20 protein-coding genes and 1 pseudogene are annotated in these 18,782 nt (G+C 52.7%); 18 read left to right on the top strand and 3 right to left on the bottom strand.

Annotation, left to right across the window (positions count from 1 at the left end; genetic code table 11):
• Positions 1-254 precede the first annotated feature (254 nt).
• Positions 255-848 (top strand): glutathione S-transferase family protein, encoded by a 594-nt coding sequence (locus tag ACQE3E_RS07015; RefSeq protein ID WP_083385560.1) that lies wholly within the window; start codon positions 255-257, stop codon positions 846-848.
• A gap of 220 nt (positions 849-1,068) precedes the next feature.
• On the opposite strand, the gene ACQE3E_RS07020 is transcribed toward ACQE3E_RS07015, so the two are convergent.
• Together ACQE3E_RS07020 and ACQE3E_RS07025 are read right to left on the bottom strand one after the other, a co-directional pair.
• Entirely contained in the window at positions 1,069-1,452 is a 384-nt protein-coding gene (locus ACQE3E_RS07020) for a hypothetical protein (protein ID WP_064026830.1), read from the bottom strand.
• 221 nt (positions 1,453-1,673) lie between these two features.
• Positions 1,674-4,040, bottom strand: a complete 2,367-nt coding sequence (locus ACQE3E_RS07025; protein ID WP_313728601.1) for a TonB-dependent siderophore receptor — start codon at positions 4,038-4,040, stop codon at positions 1,674-1,676.
• Positions 4,041-4,510: 470 nt separating this feature from the next.
• On the opposite strand from ACQE3E_RS07025, the gene ACQE3E_RS07030 reads away from it, so the two are divergent.
• The 12 genes and pseudogenes from ACQE3E_RS07030 (at position 4,511) to ACQE3E_RS07085 (ending at position 15,198) form a co-directional block, all read left to right on the top strand.
• Positions 4,511-8,812, top strand: coding sequence for an RHS repeat-associated core domain-containing protein (locus tag ACQE3E_RS07030; RefSeq protein ID WP_313728600.1), 4,302 nt, complete (start codon positions 4,511-4,513; stop codon positions 8,810-8,812).
• 264 nt (positions 8,813-9,076) lie between these two features.
• Positions 9,077-9,490, top strand: a complete 414-nt coding sequence (locus ACQE3E_RS07035; protein WP_157197877.1) for a hypothetical protein — start codon at positions 9,077-9,079, stop codon at positions 9,488-9,490.
• Positions 9,491-9,705: 215 nt separating this feature from the next.
• Entirely contained in the window at positions 9,706-10,317 is a 612-nt protein-coding gene (locus ACQE3E_RS07040; RefSeq protein ID WP_313728599.1) for an RHS repeat-associated core domain-containing protein, read from the top strand.
• Positions 10,318-10,620: 303 nt separating this feature from the next.
• Complete coding sequence (locus ACQE3E_RS07045; protein WP_313728598.1) at positions 10,621-11,070, top strand: hypothetical protein; 450 nt, start codon at positions 10,621-10,623, stop codon at positions 11,068-11,070.
• Between the two features lie 145 nt (positions 11,071-11,215).
• A pseudogene (locus ACQE3E_RS07050) lies at positions 11,216-11,293 on the top strand (hypothetical protein); the annotation flags it as partial.
• An 85-nt stretch (positions 11,294-11,378) separates the two neighbouring features.
• Positions 11,379-11,882 carry a hypothetical protein gene (locus ACQE3E_RS07055; RefSeq protein WP_313728597.1) on the top strand — a complete coding sequence of 168 codons (504 nt, stop codon included), beginning with the start codon at positions 11,379-11,381 and terminating at the stop codon, positions 11,880-11,882.
• Positions 11,852-12,262 carry a hypothetical protein gene (locus ACQE3E_RS07060; RefSeq protein ID WP_313728596.1) on the top strand — a complete coding sequence of 137 codons (411 nt, stop codon included), beginning with the start codon at positions 11,852-11,854 and terminating at the stop codon, positions 12,260-12,262. Before ACQE3E_RS07055 ends, ACQE3E_RS07060 begins: the two co-directional genes overlap by 31 nt.
• A 184-nt stretch (positions 12,263-12,446) precedes the next feature.
• Positions 12,447-13,232, top strand: a complete 786-nt coding sequence (locus ACQE3E_RS07065; RefSeq protein ID WP_427501413.1) for an RHS repeat-associated core domain-containing protein — start codon at positions 12,447-12,449, stop codon at positions 13,230-13,232.
• 1 nt (position 13,233) lies between these two features.
• Positions 13,234-13,470, top strand: a complete 237-nt coding sequence (locus ACQE3E_RS07070) for a hypothetical protein (protein WP_313728594.1) — start codon at positions 13,234-13,236, stop codon at positions 13,468-13,470.
• Positions 13,471-13,526: 56 nt separating this feature from the next.
• Entirely contained in the window at positions 13,527-14,474 is a 948-nt protein-coding gene (locus ACQE3E_RS07075) for an RHS repeat-associated core domain-containing protein (RefSeq protein WP_313728593.1), read from the top strand.
• The gene (locus tag ACQE3E_RS07080; protein ID WP_071155113.1) at positions 14,475-14,744 is read left to right on the top strand and encodes a hypothetical protein; all 270 of its coding nucleotides are present in this window, start codon (positions 14,475-14,477) and stop codon (positions 14,742-14,744) included.
• A gap of 247 nt (positions 14,745-14,991) precedes the next feature.
• On the top strand, positions 14,992-15,198 hold the full coding sequence (locus ACQE3E_RS07085) for a hypothetical protein (RefSeq protein WP_427501414.1): 207 nt from the start codon (positions 14,992-14,994) through the stop codon (positions 15,196-15,198).
• Positions 15,199-15,286: 88 nt separating this feature from the next.
• Here the strand turns inward: ACQE3E_RS07085 and ACQE3E_RS07090 are convergent, their stop codons facing one another.
• Complete coding sequence (locus ACQE3E_RS07090) at positions 15,287-16,375, bottom strand: IS5 family transposase (RefSeq protein WP_427501641.1); 1,089 nt, start codon at positions 16,373-16,375, stop codon at positions 15,287-15,289.
• Between the two features lie 168 nt (positions 16,376-16,543).
• On the opposite strand from ACQE3E_RS07090, the gene ACQE3E_RS07095 reads away from it, so the two are divergent.
• From ACQE3E_RS07095 to tnpB, 5 genes are all read left to right on the top strand, one after another.
• A complete protein-coding gene (locus ACQE3E_RS07095) occupies positions 16,544-16,723 on the top strand; it encodes a hypothetical protein (protein WP_427501415.1) in 180 nt (59 codons plus the stop codon).
• Positions 16,724-16,779: 56 nt separating this feature from the next.
• The gene (locus ACQE3E_RS07100) at positions 16,780-17,217 is read left to right on the top strand and encodes a helix-turn-helix domain-containing protein (protein ID WP_427501416.1); all 438 of its coding nucleotides are present in this window, start codon (positions 16,780-16,782) and stop codon (positions 17,215-17,217) included.
• 43 nt (positions 17,218-17,260) lie between these two features.
• Positions 17,261-17,776, top strand: a complete 516-nt coding sequence (locus tag ACQE3E_RS07105; RefSeq protein ID WP_427501642.1) for an IS630 family transposase — start codon at positions 17,261-17,263, stop codon at positions 17,774-17,776.
• Between the two features lie 242 nt (positions 17,777-18,018).
• Positions 18,019-18,426, top strand: coding sequence for a transposase (locus ACQE3E_RS07110; RefSeq protein WP_231883784.1), 408 nt, complete (start codon positions 18,019-18,021; stop codon positions 18,424-18,426).
• Positions 18,402-18,752, top strand: a complete 351-nt coding sequence (gene tnpB, locus ACQE3E_RS07115) for an IS66 family insertion sequence element accessory protein TnpB (RefSeq protein WP_313727828.1) — start codon at positions 18,402-18,404, stop codon at positions 18,750-18,752. The genes ACQE3E_RS07110 and tnpB overlap by 25 nt, the downstream gene beginning before the upstream one ends.
• Positions 18,753-18,782: the final 30 nt, after the last annotated feature.

Raw genomic sequence — 18,782 nt, forward strand, 5'->3', positions numbered from 1 at the left:
TCGCATTGGGTTAGGTAAGGTGTCTGCCCTACCGAGACCCATCATATAGGAAAACTCGATGCGCGGTACGGACAATTTGACAGTCCCTGGAGCGAATTTGATGTTGTGGAGGGGTAGGGTGGTTTCATTGGCAAATTCGGCCAAATCCCCTTTAGGTCGAGCAAAAACGTTTCTTGGTGTTTGCCGAGATTTTTGATGTTAGAGGTCAAGGCGTTTATGCTAAACCTTCGTTGCCTACCCTTGGGAGAACCACCTTGAAGCTCTACGATATGCTGCTGTCCGGCAATTGCTACAAAATCCGCTTATTTTGCGGTTTGCTGGGACTCGAATACGAAACGGTGCCTATTGATTTGGCTAGGCAAGAAAATCGAAGCCCGGAATTCTTGCAACTCAATCCGCGCGGTCAGATTCCGGTTTTGCAGGACGGCGAGATCAGGCTTTGGGATTCGACGGCCATTTTGGTCTATTTGGCCAGGCAATACGGCGCGCCGCATTGGTTGCCCCTGGAGCCTTCTGCCTTAGCCGAAGTCATGCAGTGGTTAGCGCTCGCTCAAAACGAGCTGCTATACGGCTTGGCGCGGGCCCGGGCGGCTAATTTGTTCGGTAGGCCGTGGGACATCGGCCAATGCCAAGAACTGGGCAAGCGTGGTTTGGCGGTGTTGGAGCAACGGTTGGAAAACCGCGAGTGGCTGGCGAACGGCCGCATCAGTATCGCCGATGTGGCTTGCTATCCTTATGTCGCGCTGGCTTCGCAGGCCGGCATAGCGTTAGACGAATACCGGCATATTGGCGCGTGGTTGCAGCGAATCGGCCGTCAACCGGGTTATGTCGGCATGCCGGGGCTTTAGCCGTCCGCCGGTTACAGTGGCGCGCGCCCTACAGGCTGATGTTTCCGATGGGTGGATGGGCTGAGGTCGGCGAGGGCCTGACCGAATTCGCCGTTCACATTTGGCAATCGCGGATTTCCCCGAAACCTATGCGCCGCGGACCGGCTTGGTCGCTTGAAATGCTTGCGGGACGCCGACTGAATTAGCCTTGAAGGACGATGCCTCGACCAAAACGAGCAGGCTAGGCCACGGTATCGATATTGCCGCCGACACCGGTTGCCGAAGTATCGCCGGCCGTCGTCGTCAAACCCGACGCCGAATAGGTCGCCGGCTGTACTTCGGCTTCGTTGACGATTTTGGTCACTTGCTCGCCGGCTTGGCGGAAAGCGTTGCTCAGCGTCAAACGGTTATTCAGGTCGTCCGATTTGACTTGCGCCTGATTGGCTCGGCTATCCAACGCCAGCGCTTTTTCCTCGTATTTATCCGCCATGGCTTGAGCGGAATCGGCTTGTTTCCTTAAGGATTGGGCCAGCTGTTCGGCTTGCTCGGCATTTCGTTTGGCCGAGACCGAACTCAGCTGTTGAAAGCCGGATTGCAGCGCGCTGGTAACGGACAAATCGCTCATGAGGAGACTCGAAATGACTAGGGAAACCCGAAACTCCAACGGTTGAAACCAAGATCAACCGACTGAATTACTCCCGCTTGTTACGCCGATTTGTTGGTTAAGTCAAGTCGATTGTTTGTCCGCTGCCACTCGAGGGCCAATCTTGGTTTTATCCGGGTTTCTCCATGGAGGACAGCGCCCGGCGGGAGATGTCGTCGGGCGCTCGGATCGCTGGTTTCGGCTTAAAACTCGTACTTCAACGAACCCATCACATTGACCGGATAACCGGGAATCGCGCCCAGACTGCTGCCGTCGGAGTTGGCGTAATAGCGTTTGTCCAACAGGTTGTTGACATTCAACTGAGCCGTCAAGCGTTGTTGGCCGAAACGTTGGGTATATGCGGCCATTGCATCCAAACGGACATAGCCGGGCATGTAGTAAGAATTATCCGAATCGCCTGGTCGCTTGCCGACCGTTACGACGCCCAGGCCCGCTTTAAACGCGTCGTTAAATTGCCACGTGCCCCACAAACTGCCTTGGTGCCTGGGTACGTTTTCCAGGCGTTTGCCTTGCAGTCCGTCGAAGTCCTCAATGTAATTGGCTTGCGTATACGCATATGTGCCAAGCAGATGCAGTTGGTCGGTAACTTGTCCGGCCAAGTCCAGTTCTATGCCTTTGCTACGGATCTTGCCGGCCAGAATCTGAAAATTGGGATCGGCTTGATGGGGATCGTCGGTCAGCAGATTGCTTTTGGTCAAATGGAAAAACGCCAAGGTCGACGAAAATTTCCGATCGGCCGATTCGGTCTTGATGCCGACTTCGTACTGTTGGCCTTGCTGCGGATCGAAGCGTTGGCCAGTGCCGGAGAGGCCGTTGTTGGCGCTGAACGACTCGGTGTAGCTGCCGTACAGCGATAGCCAGTCTTGGGCCCGGTAGACGACACCGGCGCGGGGGCTGAAGGCGTTGTCTTCTTGCTTGACCCGGCCGGCTTGGGCAGCCGCCAGCGAGACCGGCGAAAACCGGCCGCCGGTGCTGACGTTGTCGTATCGGCCGCCGAGCAGGATGTGCAGGCGGTCGAACAGCGTGATTTGGTCTTGAACGTAAGCGCCTATCCAGGATTCCTTACGGTAGAAGAACGCGTTGTCGGCGGGCAGGGCGTTGAAATCGACTTGGCCGTAAACCGGCGCGAAGATGTCGATTCCCGCGACCGCCGCTCGCGCCGAATTCGACTCGGTTGTCGCATGAAAACCGTCGACGCCGATCAGCAGGTTATGCCGGCTGCCCAGGATTTCGAATTTGCCGTTCAAGTCGATATTGCCGGAATGGGTCATGATGTCCTGCACGCCTTTGGAGGCGGTGCGGTCTAAAAACAAGTGTCCGTCTTCCTCGCGCAGACCGCCGAAATTGAACAGGGTCGGTCCGCTCAAAGACCAATCCTTGAATAAATAACGCTGGGTGATTTTCCAATCGTCGTTGAAATGATAGGTCCAGTCGAAGCCGACTAGCTTGCTTTCCATCAACTGGCGTTGCGCGCCGTCCTTCAGCGTGCGGGTGATCGGAATCGGCGCCGGGCGATGGTCGATGGCCGGAATCCCGAAGTCGGCGTTGAAGCGGTCGCGCTTGTATTCCAGCTCCAGATTGGTTTCGAATTTTTCATTGGGCCGCCAGCTGAGTTTCGGCGCCACGAAATAGCGTTCGTTACCGACAAACTCCCGGAACGATTGGCTGTCCAGGTAGGAGCCATTCAGGCGGTACAGCACGGTTTTGTCGGCATCCAGCGGGCCGGTCGCGTCGATCAGCGTGCGGTATTGATCGTAACTGCCGAATTGTTGCTGGACCGAATAATACGCGGTATCCAACGGCTTTTTGGTCACGTAATTGACCAGGCCGCCGGGTTCGATGCGTCCGTACAATACCGCCGCCGGCCCTTTGACGATTTCCACCTGCTCGATATTGGCGATGTCGTAAACGTCCTGGCGGTTGAACAAGCCGTTGCGGTAGGCATCGCCGAATCCCGAGCCGGCCAGGCCGCGGATGATGAAATTGTCGTACAGATAGCCGCCGCCGGTGCGGCCCAGCACGCCGCTGACGTGGCCGTTGACCGCATCGGGCAGGGTGATGGATTGTTTGTCGGCCAGTACGGCCTTAGGTACCACTTGGATCGACACCGGCGTGTCCATGATGGGCGTGTCGGTCTTGGTGGCGGTGGTGGCGTTGGGAAGGCGGTAATCGGTGTTGTAGGGATCGCTGGAATCGTAAGCGGCTTTACCGATTACATTGACCGGCGCCATCATCGTCGCATCGCCGCCGAGCGGCTTAATCGCCAGCGAGCCGTCCCCGGCAACCGAATAGCTCAGGCCGGTGCCGGCCAGTAATTTGGCGGCGGCCTCGGCTAAGGTTATGGAACCTTGCAAGGCGGGCGCGCGGCGGCCGGCGACACTGTCGTGAGCGTAAAAGACTTGCTTGCCGGATTGCGCGGCCAGTTTTTGCAGCGCGCCCGCCAGATCTTGCGCCGGGATGTCGAAGGCGTAGCTCGGGTCGGCGGCGCGCACTTCGCAAGCCAGCAACGCGGCGGTCAATAAGAGCGGATGTTTTAGCGATGCGGTCATAGGGTCTCCTTGAGTTTAGGGTTTCCTATGAAACGCACCAGCATCGAAAAGACGCCAAACCGTCCGATTTATTTTGACAAGCGCTTACGCGGCCTGTAGGTGCGGGCTTTAGAGGTTGTACTGTGTTTTCGGATTGCTATTGCGGCTTGGTCAGGGGGAGAGATACGTCTGGTCGATTCTCCCGCGAATCCTGAGACGCCTCTAATCCAATTTCGGGTTAGAGGGTGGTTGCCCCCCTGAATTCATAAGTTCCCGTTGGACTGCTTGTCGACGCGATATTAGGCGCGTGACGACGCAAAAAAAATTCGAATGGAGTTGGGGGATTTTCGTTTCTCAATCGTCTTACAAAATGTGCGCCGCTGATTAAACGCGTTAATACGGGTGCTGCCGTTTGGATAAATACTGATTAAGGAGACAACATGCTTGCTACCCTGTCTAGTCGATTGCTGATAATAGTCGTTGGAATGTGCTTGCTTTCGGCTAACGCGTATCCCGATCCCGGTTTGCCTTACGAGCAATTGGCGGGACAGATGCAAGTCGAACAATCGGACAAGAACCGCGTACCTCAAGTGGAATTTCAAACCGAGCCGCTGTATGGCGCGACACTGCTGAAGGAAACCGACTATCGGGGCGAAGGCCAGTTTCCATTGGAGTTTACCCGGTTCAGTACCTCGCCGCGAAGCATCATGGCGGAAGACTGCGACTATCAAGCCGCCATGAATGGGGAGTGGACTCATAGCTACTCCAGTTGTCTGATAGACCATCTCAACTATGGTGGATCCTCCGGCAATCGAACTATCAGTGTTTGCACGATGGGGATTTGCACCAAGTTCATGGAGAACCTGAAGCCTTATGCCAGAGACATACACGATACTCTGGTTAAAAACGGGTCTGTTAACGGCGTCACCTACAAATGGGTATATACCAATTTTAAAACCGGGATTCGCGAAGCGTACGACAGTAAAAGCCGCTTGGCGGCCCGGTTCGATCGTTCCGGGATAGAACACCGCGTCACCTATCAAACCAGCTCGCCGTACCGCGTCAGCGAAGTGACTCACATACCGAGCGGCCGCCGCTTAAGTTTTCAATATACCTCCGCCGTGCTGTCGTCGGTCACCGATCCGGACAATCAGGTTTACCGTTACAACTTCACCGCTAGCCCGCGAACCATTACATTGCCCGCCGCCGATGGGGCTTCGGCGGCGCTCGTCAGGACTTATGCCACGGTGACGACCGTCGATTGTAATTCCAGTCCTGGCGGGATACCTAACGCGTTTTCTTATCTGAGCAAAGTTCAAGAAGCCGGGCAAACAGTCTTGGATGTCAAATTTGATTGGCTCTGCGGGACTCTTTTTCCAACCTACTCTCAAATCACCCGTGCCGGCCATAACGCGAAGAACTTGCTACAAAAGCGCGGTTTAGTTCTTAACTCGAGTCCCACCAAATACAAACTGACCGAGCAATTTACCGATTCAGATTCGAGTGCCTATCGCTCGGTACCCTATTTCCGATCCTTCAAATGCATCAATTGTACCGACACCGACGCGGCTTTTCTTTATAGACCGGTCGCCGTCAGCACCCGTTGCGCCGGCTGCGACGCCGACTACCAAGGCTACACCTGGCAGAAAAACGGCGACATGCTGACCCGCACCGATTACCTCAACCGGGTCACCCGCTTTACCTACAACAGCAACGGCCTGCCTCTGACCGAAACCGAAGCCGACGGCACCGCCGAAGCCCGCACCACCACCCGTACCTGGGACAGCCGCTTCCCGCTGAAAACCTCGGAAGTGGTTGGCGAAGTCGCCAAGGATTGGCGCTACAACGATCAAGGCCACCTCACCCGCGAAATAGTGCGCCCCGCCTCGGAAGCCTTGGTCAACGACGCCTGTCCGGCCAATTCCAAAACCTGCCACCAAACCGATGTCAGCTACAACTACGATCCCAACACCCATGTCACGCTGCGCGTCGTCAAAACCGGGCCGCGCCCGGAAAACGGCGCCAGCGTCACCGACTACCGCAGCAACGGCGACCTGTGGAAAACCACCGACGCGCTGGATCACGTGAGTGAAGTCGTAAGCGTCAACGCCCACGGCCAAGTTACCGATCAGTCCGACATCAACGGCGTTCACACCGTCACGTCGTACAACGCGCTACGTCAACCCAAGACCGTCACGGTCGGCAACGACGTGACCCGTTACGACTACTACACCGACGGCCGTTTGAAAACCCTGACCCGGCCGGACAACAGCGTACTCCACTACACCTATACCCCGGCCGGTTCGGTCAAGACCGTCAGCCTGACCCACGACGGCATTACCGACAGCGTCGAATATCAACGCGATAGCCGGGGCAAGGTCCTGCACACCGTCGCCAGCCGTAGCGGCGACAACCCACAGACCTGGCACCAATCCTTCGACGACAAAGGCCTGCTGTTGACCGCCTCGGACGGTAGCGGCGGCTGGAACCGGGAACTGAAACACAACGCCAACAACCTGCTGGAACGCAGTTGCCTGAGCGGTGAAACTTGCGACCTGAGCTTCTACACCGGCCTCGATCAAATCAGCGACCGGGCCAGGGCGCCGCTGCTGAGCAATGGCACGCTGGGCGCGCAAACCCCGCTATTCAGCCTGGACTACGACGTGGCCGGCCGAGTCAAGCAAGTCGTCGATCCGGTGAACGCCACCACGCTATTAAGCAACAACGAACTCGGCAAGCACACCGACGAAGACTCGCCGGACTTCGGCAACCGCGGTTCGGAATACGACAAGGCCGGCAACGAAACCTACCGGGCGGACAGCGACGGCCATAGCGCGGTCAAACAATACGATGCGCTGGACCGCTTGACCCGGATTGACTATTCGGATGGCGGTTCGCTGGTGCAAGTTTGGGATGTGCAAATGGTCGATAGCAATCCCCTTGATCCAACGGCGTACATCGGGCGGTTGAGCGCACGGACAAAAACACACGCAGCGTCCCATGGCGGTTTAGTGGTTACCGATCGTTTTAAATACAACGGTCGGGGCGATCTACTCGAAATGGAACAAGCGATTCCCAACGGCGGAGGCACGGACAAATTGTCCGTTCAATACGGCGTTGGCGCGGACGGTCAAGGGCGACCGGAGCGCTTAACCTACCCCGGCGGGTTGGCGATTCAATACGGATACGGGAACGATGGCCGGATTGCCACGGTGCGCGCGCTATTCCCGTCGGGCGGTACCAATACGTTAGCAGCCGAAATCACATACCAACCTTTGATCGGGCGGCTTCGGAGCATGGTTCTCGGCAACGGCATACGCTACCGGCGGGATCGCGATGCCGGTGGTCGCCTATCGTCGATTAGTGCCAACAAAGCTGACGGAACCCCTGTTTATGCTTACGACGTCAGATACGACGACCGTAACCGTGTATCGGGCTATGGGAGTCTTAGTTTTGGTTATGACGATTTAGACCATCTGAACTTGCAAACCACCACGCAAAGTCAGCAACGTACCGTGCTCGACCACGACAACAACGGCAATTTACAGCGCCTGGAAAATTACAATGCCGCGGGTGCCCTCATGCGCGGCGACACTTTTCGTTACATCGACAACCGCTTGAGTACCGAAACCTTTAATCCGGCGCCGGACGGCAGCGTCAACGTCAGCTACGGCTACGACCTGTCCGGCTTCGTGACCGGCATAGCCGGCAACGAATACGGATACGGCGCGGATCGGACCATGACGTACTTCAAAAACGCGTCCGGGCGAGAGAACTACTACTATGATGGCGCTCGGCGTAGAGTGTATAAAACCGGCGGGTCGGGTACCGTGCGGTATTTTTACGACCAGTCCGATCGTCTAATCTACGAATACGGATCGGGTCGGCAACGCAATTATATTTGGCTAGGAGATATCCCCGTGGCGGTGATTGATCTGGACGCCAACGGCTCGCATATCGCGACACATTACATCGAAACCGACTTCACCAACACCCCGCGTTATTTGAGAAAAGAAGGGGGTGATCCTGGAAAAGCAGTTTGGGCCTGGCCGATCGCCCCCTACGGCGACACCCCGGCCCTGGAAGACCCGGACGGCGACGGCGTGAAGACCACCTTCAACCTGCGCTACCCCGGCCAATACTACGACGCCTTCTCCGGCCTGCACTACAACCACACCCGCTACTTCTCGCCCCGCGCCGGCCGCTACCTGCAACCCGACCTGATCGGCCTGGAAGGCGGCACCAATGTCTATACTTACGCCAACGGCAATCCGGTCAGCTATACCGATCCGACCGGGACTGAAAGTATTTTGGGAGAATTCACCTCATTTTTTTCTTCAATGTTCTCTTCAATATCATCGGGTTTTAGTTCAATTTCTTCGGGTTTTCAAGATGGTGTAGGCAGTTTTGTAGGTAAAATATGGAATGGCGCTAATACAGTTATTGGCGGTATTTGGGGTGGTATTGGGGCGTTGTTTGGGGCTAATGTTAGTGCCGGTAACAATGCAATTGAATTTACCAACCATCCATTCATGCGAAGCGGAAGTGCAATTACTATTGGAAATACAATTTCATATGCATCTGATTTTGGTCCTACTAAGAAATTTAAAAATGGCAATTTAGTAGGTAATCACGAGTTTCAACATACAATACAAGGTGAACAACTTGGCCCCTTATATCTGCCATCAAATCTTTTAGGTGGTACAGCAGGATTAATCTTCAATGGGTTATGGGGAGGGAGTGCGAACTGGAATGAAGTTGGGCCGTATTCGTCCCCTCAGTCTCCGTGGTGACAATTATGATGTGGATGCATTTTCTAGAAAATGAAACTTTGTAATAACCTTTGGTGCTAGTTCGTAAATTATTTCATATAAAGTTCAATGATATATAGATTATTGGGTATGTTGCATAGGACTGCATGACCCGCACAAGCTATTGATGCAACCGATAAAAATACAACTAGCACTAAATAATATAAAAAGTAATGAATGCAGATAGACCCTCTTTCAGAAGAATGTGTGTATTAATGCTGTTATCAATTTTTACGGTTACCGCTTATGCCTAGGTTCTGGTTTTTTATTTTAATAATTAGCTTGAACGGGTGTGATGTTTTTTATATTAAGCGGCTTGATTTTCAAAGGCCTAGCGAATTTTCATTTGTTTCTCGCTATGAAGCAAATAAAGCTGAAATCATTTCAGCAGTGGAAAATTATGCTTTGGCAAACAATATGTCTTGTAGCGTAAAACCCAGTGTGCTTTTGGATTGTAGCTTACAGCCTAAAGATGTTGTGGTTTTTGAAGATGCAAATGGAGTTTCTATTTGCTTATTTATGCTTGGAATTAGTTGGGAGGCTGGTGATTTTAATCAATTCACCGAATTAATTAAAAATTTAATACACGAAAAGTTACGTTATGCAACACTAAATAATTTTAGTGAAAAAGACGATTGTAATAACATACCAATGCCGTAAGAAGTGTTGCCGGCTGGGTAAATCTCGTAAGGTGGAACGAATCGCGGTTCCGCCGTATGTGGCATTTCGATTGCGGCTCGCCTACGACCGCGCGGCGGATTATTGTGATTTTGCCGGGTGATTCGCGGCGCAATCCACCTGTTGCTATAGGACCGTAGGTCCGATTAGCGAAGCGTAATCGGACGCATGTATTTAATTCATTCCTCCTACGCAAGTTGGGCGACATCCCGCTGGCGGTCATCGACCAACGGCCGGACGGAAGTCTGGTCAAACTGGCCTACATCGAAACCGACTTCACCAACACCCCGCGCTTTTTGCGCCGGGCGGCCGGCGAGCTGACCCAAGCGATCCGGGCCTGGCCGATCGCCCCCTACGGCGATACCCCGGCCCTGGAAGACCCGGACGGCGACGGCGTGAAGATCGCCTTCAACCTGCGCTACCCTGGCCAATACTACGACGCCTACTCCGGCCTGCACTACAACCACACCCGCTACTTCTCGCCCCGCGCCGGCCGCTACCTGCAACCCGACCTGATCGGTCTGGAAGGCGGCACCAATGTGTATACTTACGCCAACGGCAATCCGGTCAGCTATACCGATCCGACGGGGACTTGGGCGGAAGCGAGCTTGATGCGGCAAATCGGCGGCTATTTAGATGCGCGTTATCGTGGTTTGGTAGGACGCCGTTTCCCAGTTACTACGGGCAATCGAGTAGCTTGGCTCAAGACGTATTCCAACTGCCTGGTGTCCAAATGTCCTTGTTGCCGGCGATGTTTACGCCGCTGGGCCTTGAGGAAGCGGGAGTTTGGAGTGTTACTAGGACTGTAGCCACTAAGGTTGATGATGTTCTAAAAGTTGGTGAATTCAATTACACTAAAACTGTTGGAAATCATATCAATGACCTCGTTAAAAAGGGCGCGAATAAAGGGGAGTTAGCTAGGCCTTATATGAACTCACCAAACACAATTAAAGAGATAATTTCTTCAGGCAGGGGTATTGCTGATCCAGGTGGTGTGCCAGGAGCTCTTAGATACGATGTTCCAGGATCTTTTAGGGGATCTAACGGCACGTGGGAATTAGTTGTCCATCCGGAAACTAAAACGATATATCACTTTAATTTTGTGTATTAGGATGGCTGTGGAATTTAATGTTGGTGATAAATGGTCAAGTAAAGAAATAGAAATTAGGTACGATGTAGCTGAATATTCCTTCGATTTTACGCCTAGGTATGATAGCTATTCACCGTTACTTATTAATGATCTTAACTTGTCATTGAGTAGCGATGGCTTGTTGTTAGGTGTATGGGGGTTTTGTCCCCATACGACGTGGAAAAGCACCAGCAATGTTCCACCCGAGACAAAAAAATGCGATCTTTACGTGAAAAGTGGATGTTTGCCTGACACAGGTGTTTCAACCAGGATAAACGAAACTAATTGGGATGCTTATTTCAACGAAATGGAACGATGGTTGTGCATAGGTAAGTCTGATGCCTTTGGTAAAGCTATTGAATTTGCTCCAGGAGCGATTTTGGTTTTGTTGGAAAATGGCGATGTGGTATCGCTGTGGATTCGCGTAATCTAAATTTAAAGACCGTAGATCCGATTACGCTTCGCTAATCGGAGCAGGCTGGGCGATACCCCGGCCCTGGAAGAACCCGGACGGCGACGGCGCGAAGACCACCTTCAACCTGCGTTACCCCGGCCAATACTACGACGCCTTCTCCGGCCTGCACTACAACCACACCCGCTACTTCTCGCCCCGCGCCGGCCGCTACCTGCAGCCCGACCTGATCGGCCTGGAAGGCGGCACCAACGTCTATACTTACGCCAACGGCAATCCGGTCAGCTATACCGATCCGACCGGGACTTTCGCGTTGTTGGGGGCGTTTGTTGGCGCAACCTTTGATTTTGGTTTGCAGATGTTCAGCAACGGCGGTGATATTGGCGCCGTCAACTGGGGAGATGTTGGTATTTCCGCTGCTTTGGGGGGCGACGGGTGGCGGTCTCCTAGGAAAAGTTGGCAAGATTACCGATACAATTAGGGATACGAGTAAAGTTGCAAACAGTGGAAGTGCATTAGCTAATGCATCTAGCTCTGCGTTTAAAGCCGCTGATAACGTTGTGGCATGGACACCGAAAAATAAGCATTTATTAGACTCCACTGCTCAACGAGCAGCGAAATTTAATACAAATAGTTTTGATGATATTCAATCAGTCGTAGCTGAAGCGTTACGTTCACCTAATGCTAAATTTATGACAAATAACGTTGATGATTCTTTCCGTGTTGTTATTGATTTAGGAAGGGAGATTGGTTCAAAAGGCCAAACATCAGTTAGAGTAATAGTTGGTAATGACGGTAAAATATGGAACGCTTTCCCTGTAAATGCACAATAGATTTTGAAATTGCGCAAAAGCCTTGTTTGCCAATAACAAACAAGGCTTTCTCTGAGACTGAAGGTCGATTGGTAATTTCAGTTGATGAAAATATTATTTTCGATGAGGAAGATATTTTATTGGCTGAGTTGTATTCGGCGCTAAAATCTTGGGTTTCTCGGGGTTGTTCAGAGGATTTCAAATATGACTCGATGGATTATGAGGAGTCGCCGATCCTTGAAGTCAGAGTGAAAGATGCTTTTATATTTATCTCATCTGTTTGGATGGATAAGAGTTTCAGCTTGCCATTTGAGATTGGAAAACAAGAATTTATAGATGCAGTTAAACTATTTGTCTGCCGGTTTGAATCTGAGTTACCTGAAATAAAAGCAGTTTCTTAGCACAAGGACCGTAGGTCCGATTAGCGCGGCGTAATCGGACGAATGGTTGGTATGTCTCCGATTACGCTTCGCTAATCGGAGCAGGCTGGGCGACATCCCGCTGGCGGTCATCGACCAGCGGCCGGATGGCAGTCTGGTCAACCTGGCCTACATCGAAACCGACTTCACCAACACCCCGCGCTTTTTGCGCCGGGCGGCCGGCGATCTGACCCAGCAGATCTGGGCTTGGCCGGTCGCCCCCTACGGCGATACCCCGGCCCTGGAAGACCCGGACGGCGACGGCGTGAAGACCACCTTCAACCTGCGCTACCCCGGCCAATACTACGACGCCTACTCCGGCCTGCACTACAACCACACCCGCTACTTCTCGCCCCGCGCCGGCCGCTACCTGCAACCCGACCTGATCGGCCTGGAAGGCGGCACCAATGTGTATACTTATGCCAACGGCAATCCGGTCAGCTATACCGATCCGACGGGAACTTGGGCGGAAGCGAGCTTGACGCGGCAAATCGGAGGCTATTTAGACAGCGCGTTATCGTGGTTTGGTAGGACGCCGTTCCCCAGTTACTACGGGCAATCGAGTAGCTTGGCTCAAGACGTATTCCAACTGCCTGGTGTCCAAATGTCCTTGTTGCCGGCGGTGTTTACCCCGGTGAGTTTGGAGGAGGCTGGGTTATTTGCTATTAGCGGGGGATTTAAGAATACAATTCCAACTGGAAAACTGGCGAATCATATTTTCTCTGGAAAAGAAGGAAAATTAGAAGATTCCATCGCAAACCGTGAGCTTTTAACTAAGTTATCAAATGAGATCGCCAATTTTATAGGTGTTGATAAATATGGGAAAAGCTGGTTTTCGCAGACAATGCCGGATGGCTCACAAGTTTATTCCTATACTCAGAATGGAGTGATTAAGGGGGCGGGCAGAAATCCCGCATTTGTCGATTTGGTAGTGCGCTATGGACTCAAATAAAATGAAAATATTCAGTGATAACACAATTACTGAGAAAGAGGGATATGAAGCGATGCTTTATATGCTTAATTATTATTGGGAGTTGACGGGGTCGAATGATCTGACAGATATTCTTAGTGGTGGTGAGTATGTCGTTGAAGACACGCCTGCTGATAGTGCTTTTTGGGAATATTGGTTGGATGCCGTTAAAAAGGTAAGGAGAGAAGGCCCACCACCATTAAAAACTCTTATACGGTAAACATGGTGCATTGCCGAAGGTCCGATTGGTGAAGCGTAATCGGACGAATGATTGGTATGTCTCCGATTACGCTTCGCCAATCGGAGCAGGCTGGGCGAACACCGCCGCTGGCGGTCATCGACCAACGGCCGGATGGCAGTCTGGTCAACCTGGCCTACATCGAAACCGACTTCACCAACACCCCGCGCTTTTTGCGTCGGGCGGCCGGCGACCTGACCCAGCCGATCTGGGCCTGGCCGATCGCCCCCTACGGCGACACCCCGGCCCTGGATGACCCGGACGGCGACGGCGTGAAGACCGCCTTCAACCTGCGCTACCTAGGCGAATACTACGACGCCTACTCCGGCCTGCACTACAACCGCACCCGCTACTTCTCGCCCCGCGTCGGCCGCTACCTGCAACCCGACCTGATCGGTCTGGAAGGCGGCACCAATGTGTATACTTACGCCAACGGCAATCCGGTCAGCTATACCGATCCGACGGGGACTTTCGCGTTGTTGGGGGCGTTTGCTGGCGCTACCTTTGATTTTGGTTTGCAAATGTACAGTAACGGTGGTGATATTGGCGCCGTCAACTGGGGAGATGTAGGCATTTCCGCTGCTTTGGGGGCAGTGGGTGGCGGTTTCTTAGGAAAAATTGGCAAGATTACCGATACAATTCGGGATACGAGTAAAGTTGTAAAGAGTGGAGCCGAGAGTGCGAAGCAAGCGGCAGATCTTTCAAGACACCTTGGTTACACGGAAAAATACGGCCAAGCTGGCCTCAAGGAGTTGGAGAATGGCCGGATTCGCTACTATGGTGAATTGCAGCCCGCCGACAAGGCTGGAGAAATGGCGGGTCGTCGCTACGTTCATGAGTTCGACCCCGCAACTGGCGGTTCTCGCGGATGGCACGAAACGCTTGATCACAGTGGTAGCGTTCGGCAAGTCCGACCGGAGCTGAATAACGGCATCAAGCAGCACTACAAGTTTGACCGTAACGGAAATTATACGGAGAGCTGGTAAGTGGAAATTACTTTGGAAGTAGTGAGATCGGTCTTCGTTGATGTGTTGGAAGGCCGGATGACGCGAGAGGCAGCAGACCGCTGGGCTTATGCAATAACCCGTGAGTCTGAATCAGGAACGTTGACTTTCGCACCTCACGAAGAAATGGCGCGTATTTGGGCAGGCGTGATGTATCTCTACGGGATCGACACGATGGAGGAGCCGGGCGAGTATCTTCATACTGAAGAAGACATTCGTACAGCGATGCAAGAAAAGGTGGGTGGCCGTTAACGGAATGGTTGGTATGTCTCCGATTACGCTTCGCGAATCGGAGCTACGCTCGTTGCTAAGTTCCAAGAGCACTGTTTAGGCACCTGCACAAGCATTGGATACTGGTAACTTTGCTCGAACAATAACGACAAATAATACTGTTGGAACCTTGGCAGACAAGATGGGTGGAGGTTTAACAAATACCTTTACGGTAATAACCGATAAGTATGGCAATTTACAAACGGCATTCCCTGGAGGGCTTTAATTCGTGAGTACTGAAGCTAGAAGAATTGAGTTGACTAAGAAAGAAATTGTCGATGTCAATGCAAAGTTTCACCAAAAAATACTGCTTGAGAGTGAGTTTTATAGGCAGTTAATGCAAGCGGGGTGTGTCTTTAACAGGCTGTTGAAATTTGCCGATATACCTTCGGTTTCGACGCCATTTTCCGAAGCACCGGGTGGTCTGGAAGCCTGATTGGGCCTCAAAAACCGGTTTTAGCCGGTTATATTCACCCCGAAGGGGGTCAATTCCGCCTTTGGGCGGATTTCAGGCGTACTAGCGCCTAGGCGGTCGTGTAACGCCAGCCGAAAATGGCGCCCATCCGCGTTAGGTTATAGGCCGCAAACGTAAAAATCGTTTGCGCGGCGACTTTCTTCAAACCCCGGAACTTGGTTTGCCGTAGCGGACCGACGGTCTTGGCCCAGCCGAAGACCTCTTCGATCCGCTTGCGGATTTTGAGGCTTTTGCGGTAGCCGTCGTGTCGGGTGGTGCGGCCGTCGATGGCCGAGCCTTTGTCCTTGCTGGCGACATGCGGGGTCACCTTGCGCTGGCGTAGATTGGCGACAAAGTCTTGGGTGTCATAGTTTTTATCGGCACCCAAGGTCGCGCCCGGCTTGTGGATCGTACGCTTGACCATGGTTTGAGCCGCTTCGCGTTCCGCTGTTCCCTTGGCCTGAGTGACTTCGACATCGACCACCAGGCCGTTACGGTTTTCCATCAAAGCATGACCAAGAAATGCCAACTGCGATTTGTCGCCCTCGCTCTTTTTGTACAGCCGCGCATCGGGATCGGTACGTGATACGTGAGTCTCGTTACTGCGCTTCTCGCCCTTGAAGTTGACCGTGGGATTACGGCCGCCGTCTTCCGGCGGCGGGGTCGAGCCGTCTTTTTTGACGAAACTCTTGTGCGAGGCCCAGGCCTGAATCAGCGTACCGTCCACGGAAAAATGTTCGTCGGACAGCAACTTTTGCCAGTCCGCCAAGGCCAACACCCGTTCGAAAAACAAACGACTGATGCGCTCGTTCAGCAAGCGGTCGCGGTTGGCGCTGAAGGTGGAGTGGTCCCACACGGCGTCATCCATGGTCAAGCCGACGAACCAGCGGTAAAGCAGATTGAAGTCGATATGCTCCACTAACTGCCGCTCCGAGCGGATGGACAACAAGACTTGCAGCAGGCTGGCGCGTAACAGGCGCTCCGGCGGAATGGAATCCCGGCCGCGACGGGCGTAGAGCGCATCGAACTCGTCATCCAATGTGGCCAGCAACAGATCGACCACTTTGCGCAGCTTGCGGAGCGGATGTTTTTTTGGAATCCGTTCTTCCAGGGTTCGGTAACTGAACAGTTCTTCTTGGGTAATGTCGGCGCCGCGCATGGATTCGATGGAATATGTGGAAAACAAAAGCATTTTACCATGAATAACAATGTGTTACGAATATATCCAGCACCTAACTCAACGAATCAATGCGGCTTGCGGGGGAGATAAAATCAACAGCCTGTTAATCAGTGTATATTGATTTCGATTTTTCCTGATGGAAGCAACATGTACTGCGGAAAAGTTATCAGACAAGATGGGCGGGTTATCGATTTTGATATCGATTTTGATGCAGCTGATTATTCAATATGGACAGATACTACTGACGCGTTTCATGAAATATATGAAAAGAATAAGAGTAGTAAGCCTTGGATGAAAGAGGTGATTGCTTATGATCTAAGCGCTTAACAACAAATCACCATGCATTAAAATAGCGAGATTTCAGGTGTGGTGGTAGCGACAGAATGCGGGCAAGAGCAATAGAATTGAACGAAAGCGAACGAGAGCAGCTCCAGCAAATTATCAAAAAAGGGAGCGATTGGCGAGAACGGGAGCGGGCACAGACCATTTTGATGTTAGCCAATGGCCAGACAGTCATTGCGATTGCAGAACAGCAAGGCGTGAAACCGGAAGCTATACGGGAGCGGCGGCGGAAGTGGTGGAGAAATGGGCTGAACAGTTTACCGGATCAACCCCGCAGTGGTGCACCAAGTAAATTGACTGACGCGCATCGATGCCGGCTCAAAGAATGGATCGATGCGGAACCTTTAAACTGCCGGGCATTGGTCAGTCGTCTAACGACGGAATGCGACGTGACGATTAGCGCCAGCACCTTGCGGAACGAGTTAAAACGGATGGGCTATGTATGGAAGCGCACCCGTTACAGTTTAAAAAAAGCGTGATCCCGAGCGCTTCGAGCGGGCCCAACACGACATTGCCGCACTGATTCAGCAAGCGCAAGCCGGCGAAATCGAATTGGCCTATGTGGATGAGGCCGGATTTGCACCACAACCACCGAATCGTTCGGCTTGGACCAAAAGCGGAGAAGTTCATGCCATTACCGCTAAACGCGCGCAGCGGATGAACGTCATTGGCGCTTTGCTTTCATCGGGTCGATTAATGCTGACTAAGCTGTGGCAAAGCGTCAATGGTCTGTGGTTTTTTGGCTTTCTGATGGCATTGGTCCAACGCGTCAGCAAGCCATTGGTGGTGATTTTAGATAATGCGTCCATTCATACGGCCAAAAAACTGAAGCCGTATTGGGATTTGCTGGAAGAGAAAGGTATTCGATTTTATTTCCTGCCGCCCTATAGCCCTGAGTTGAATCGGATTGAATTGCTGTGGCATAAAATGAAATATGAATGGCTGCCATTCAAAACATTTATGCCGGATGAGCTTGAGCAGGCTATTGACGAAATTGGCCGAGGGTTTGGCTCACAATACACGCTAACTTTTTGCTAAGAGCTTATTTCATGAATTGGAGAGAGTGAGTACTTCTAAAAGGTAGACCACCAAGTGGCGGCGCGCTTGATTCAGGATAATCTGGGTAATTTGAAGAATGGAGCCATCTCAGTGCCAGTCCCGAATGGGTTTCCCGCCCGCGTGATTATGCCAGATGGGTCGTAAGCGGTCCTTTAACAGCATCTGTATAAACAGCTCGAAAGGAACGAAGATAGTGTCCACTTATAATCAGGTGGACACCTATGAAGGAGCATAACACGCGATTATCGCGGCCATTAATCGTGGGGCACGGGCGAGACGGCCGTTGCCTTTATGATCCGGAAGCCAAGCGGGAGCTAGTGAAAGTTTGCTTGCATTCGGGCACATCGGTTGCCAAGATCGCTCTGCAATACGGTATCAATGCCAATCTGCTGCGCAAGTGGATGGGGCATTACCGAGAAACAGGACATCCGAATCCGAACAGTCCATTAACGTTGCCGGCTTTTGTGCCCGTTCAGTCGCTGAGCGCAGAGAAACCGGCTGAGTCAGCGCTCAGTGCGGAGTTGCCCAACGGCGTTAAACTCGCGTTACAGCCTGTCGCACTGAGCGACCTGCCGGTGATTTTGAAGGCGTTGGCCGAGCTGCCATGTTTCGTTTCGACGCAGGATTGAAGGTCTACCTGCACCGCGAGCCGGTCGACGGCCGCAAGGCCATCAATGGTTTAGCGCTGCTGGTTGAGCAGGCATTAGGCTTGAATCCGTTCGAGCCGGCCATCTACGTGTTCAGCAACCGCCGGCGGGATCGGATCAAACTGCTGTTGTGGGACCGCACCGGTTTTTGGTTGATGCTCAAGCGGCTGGAAGCCGACCGTTTTCACTGGCCGAAAGAGGCAGCAGTTGTGATGTTGACGGTCGAGCAACTCCACTGGTTGTTAGCCGGTATTGACTTGGCCGCGATGCGGCCGCATCCGGCACGAACCTATACCCAAGTGGGCTGAAACGCGGATGTAAAGCCGGTAAAATAACGG

This window comes from Methylomonas sp. MED-D (assembly GCF_050276835.1).
Classification (GTDB): Bacteria; Pseudomonadota; Gammaproteobacteria; order Methylococcales; family Methylomonadaceae; genus Methylomonas; species Methylomonas koyamae_A.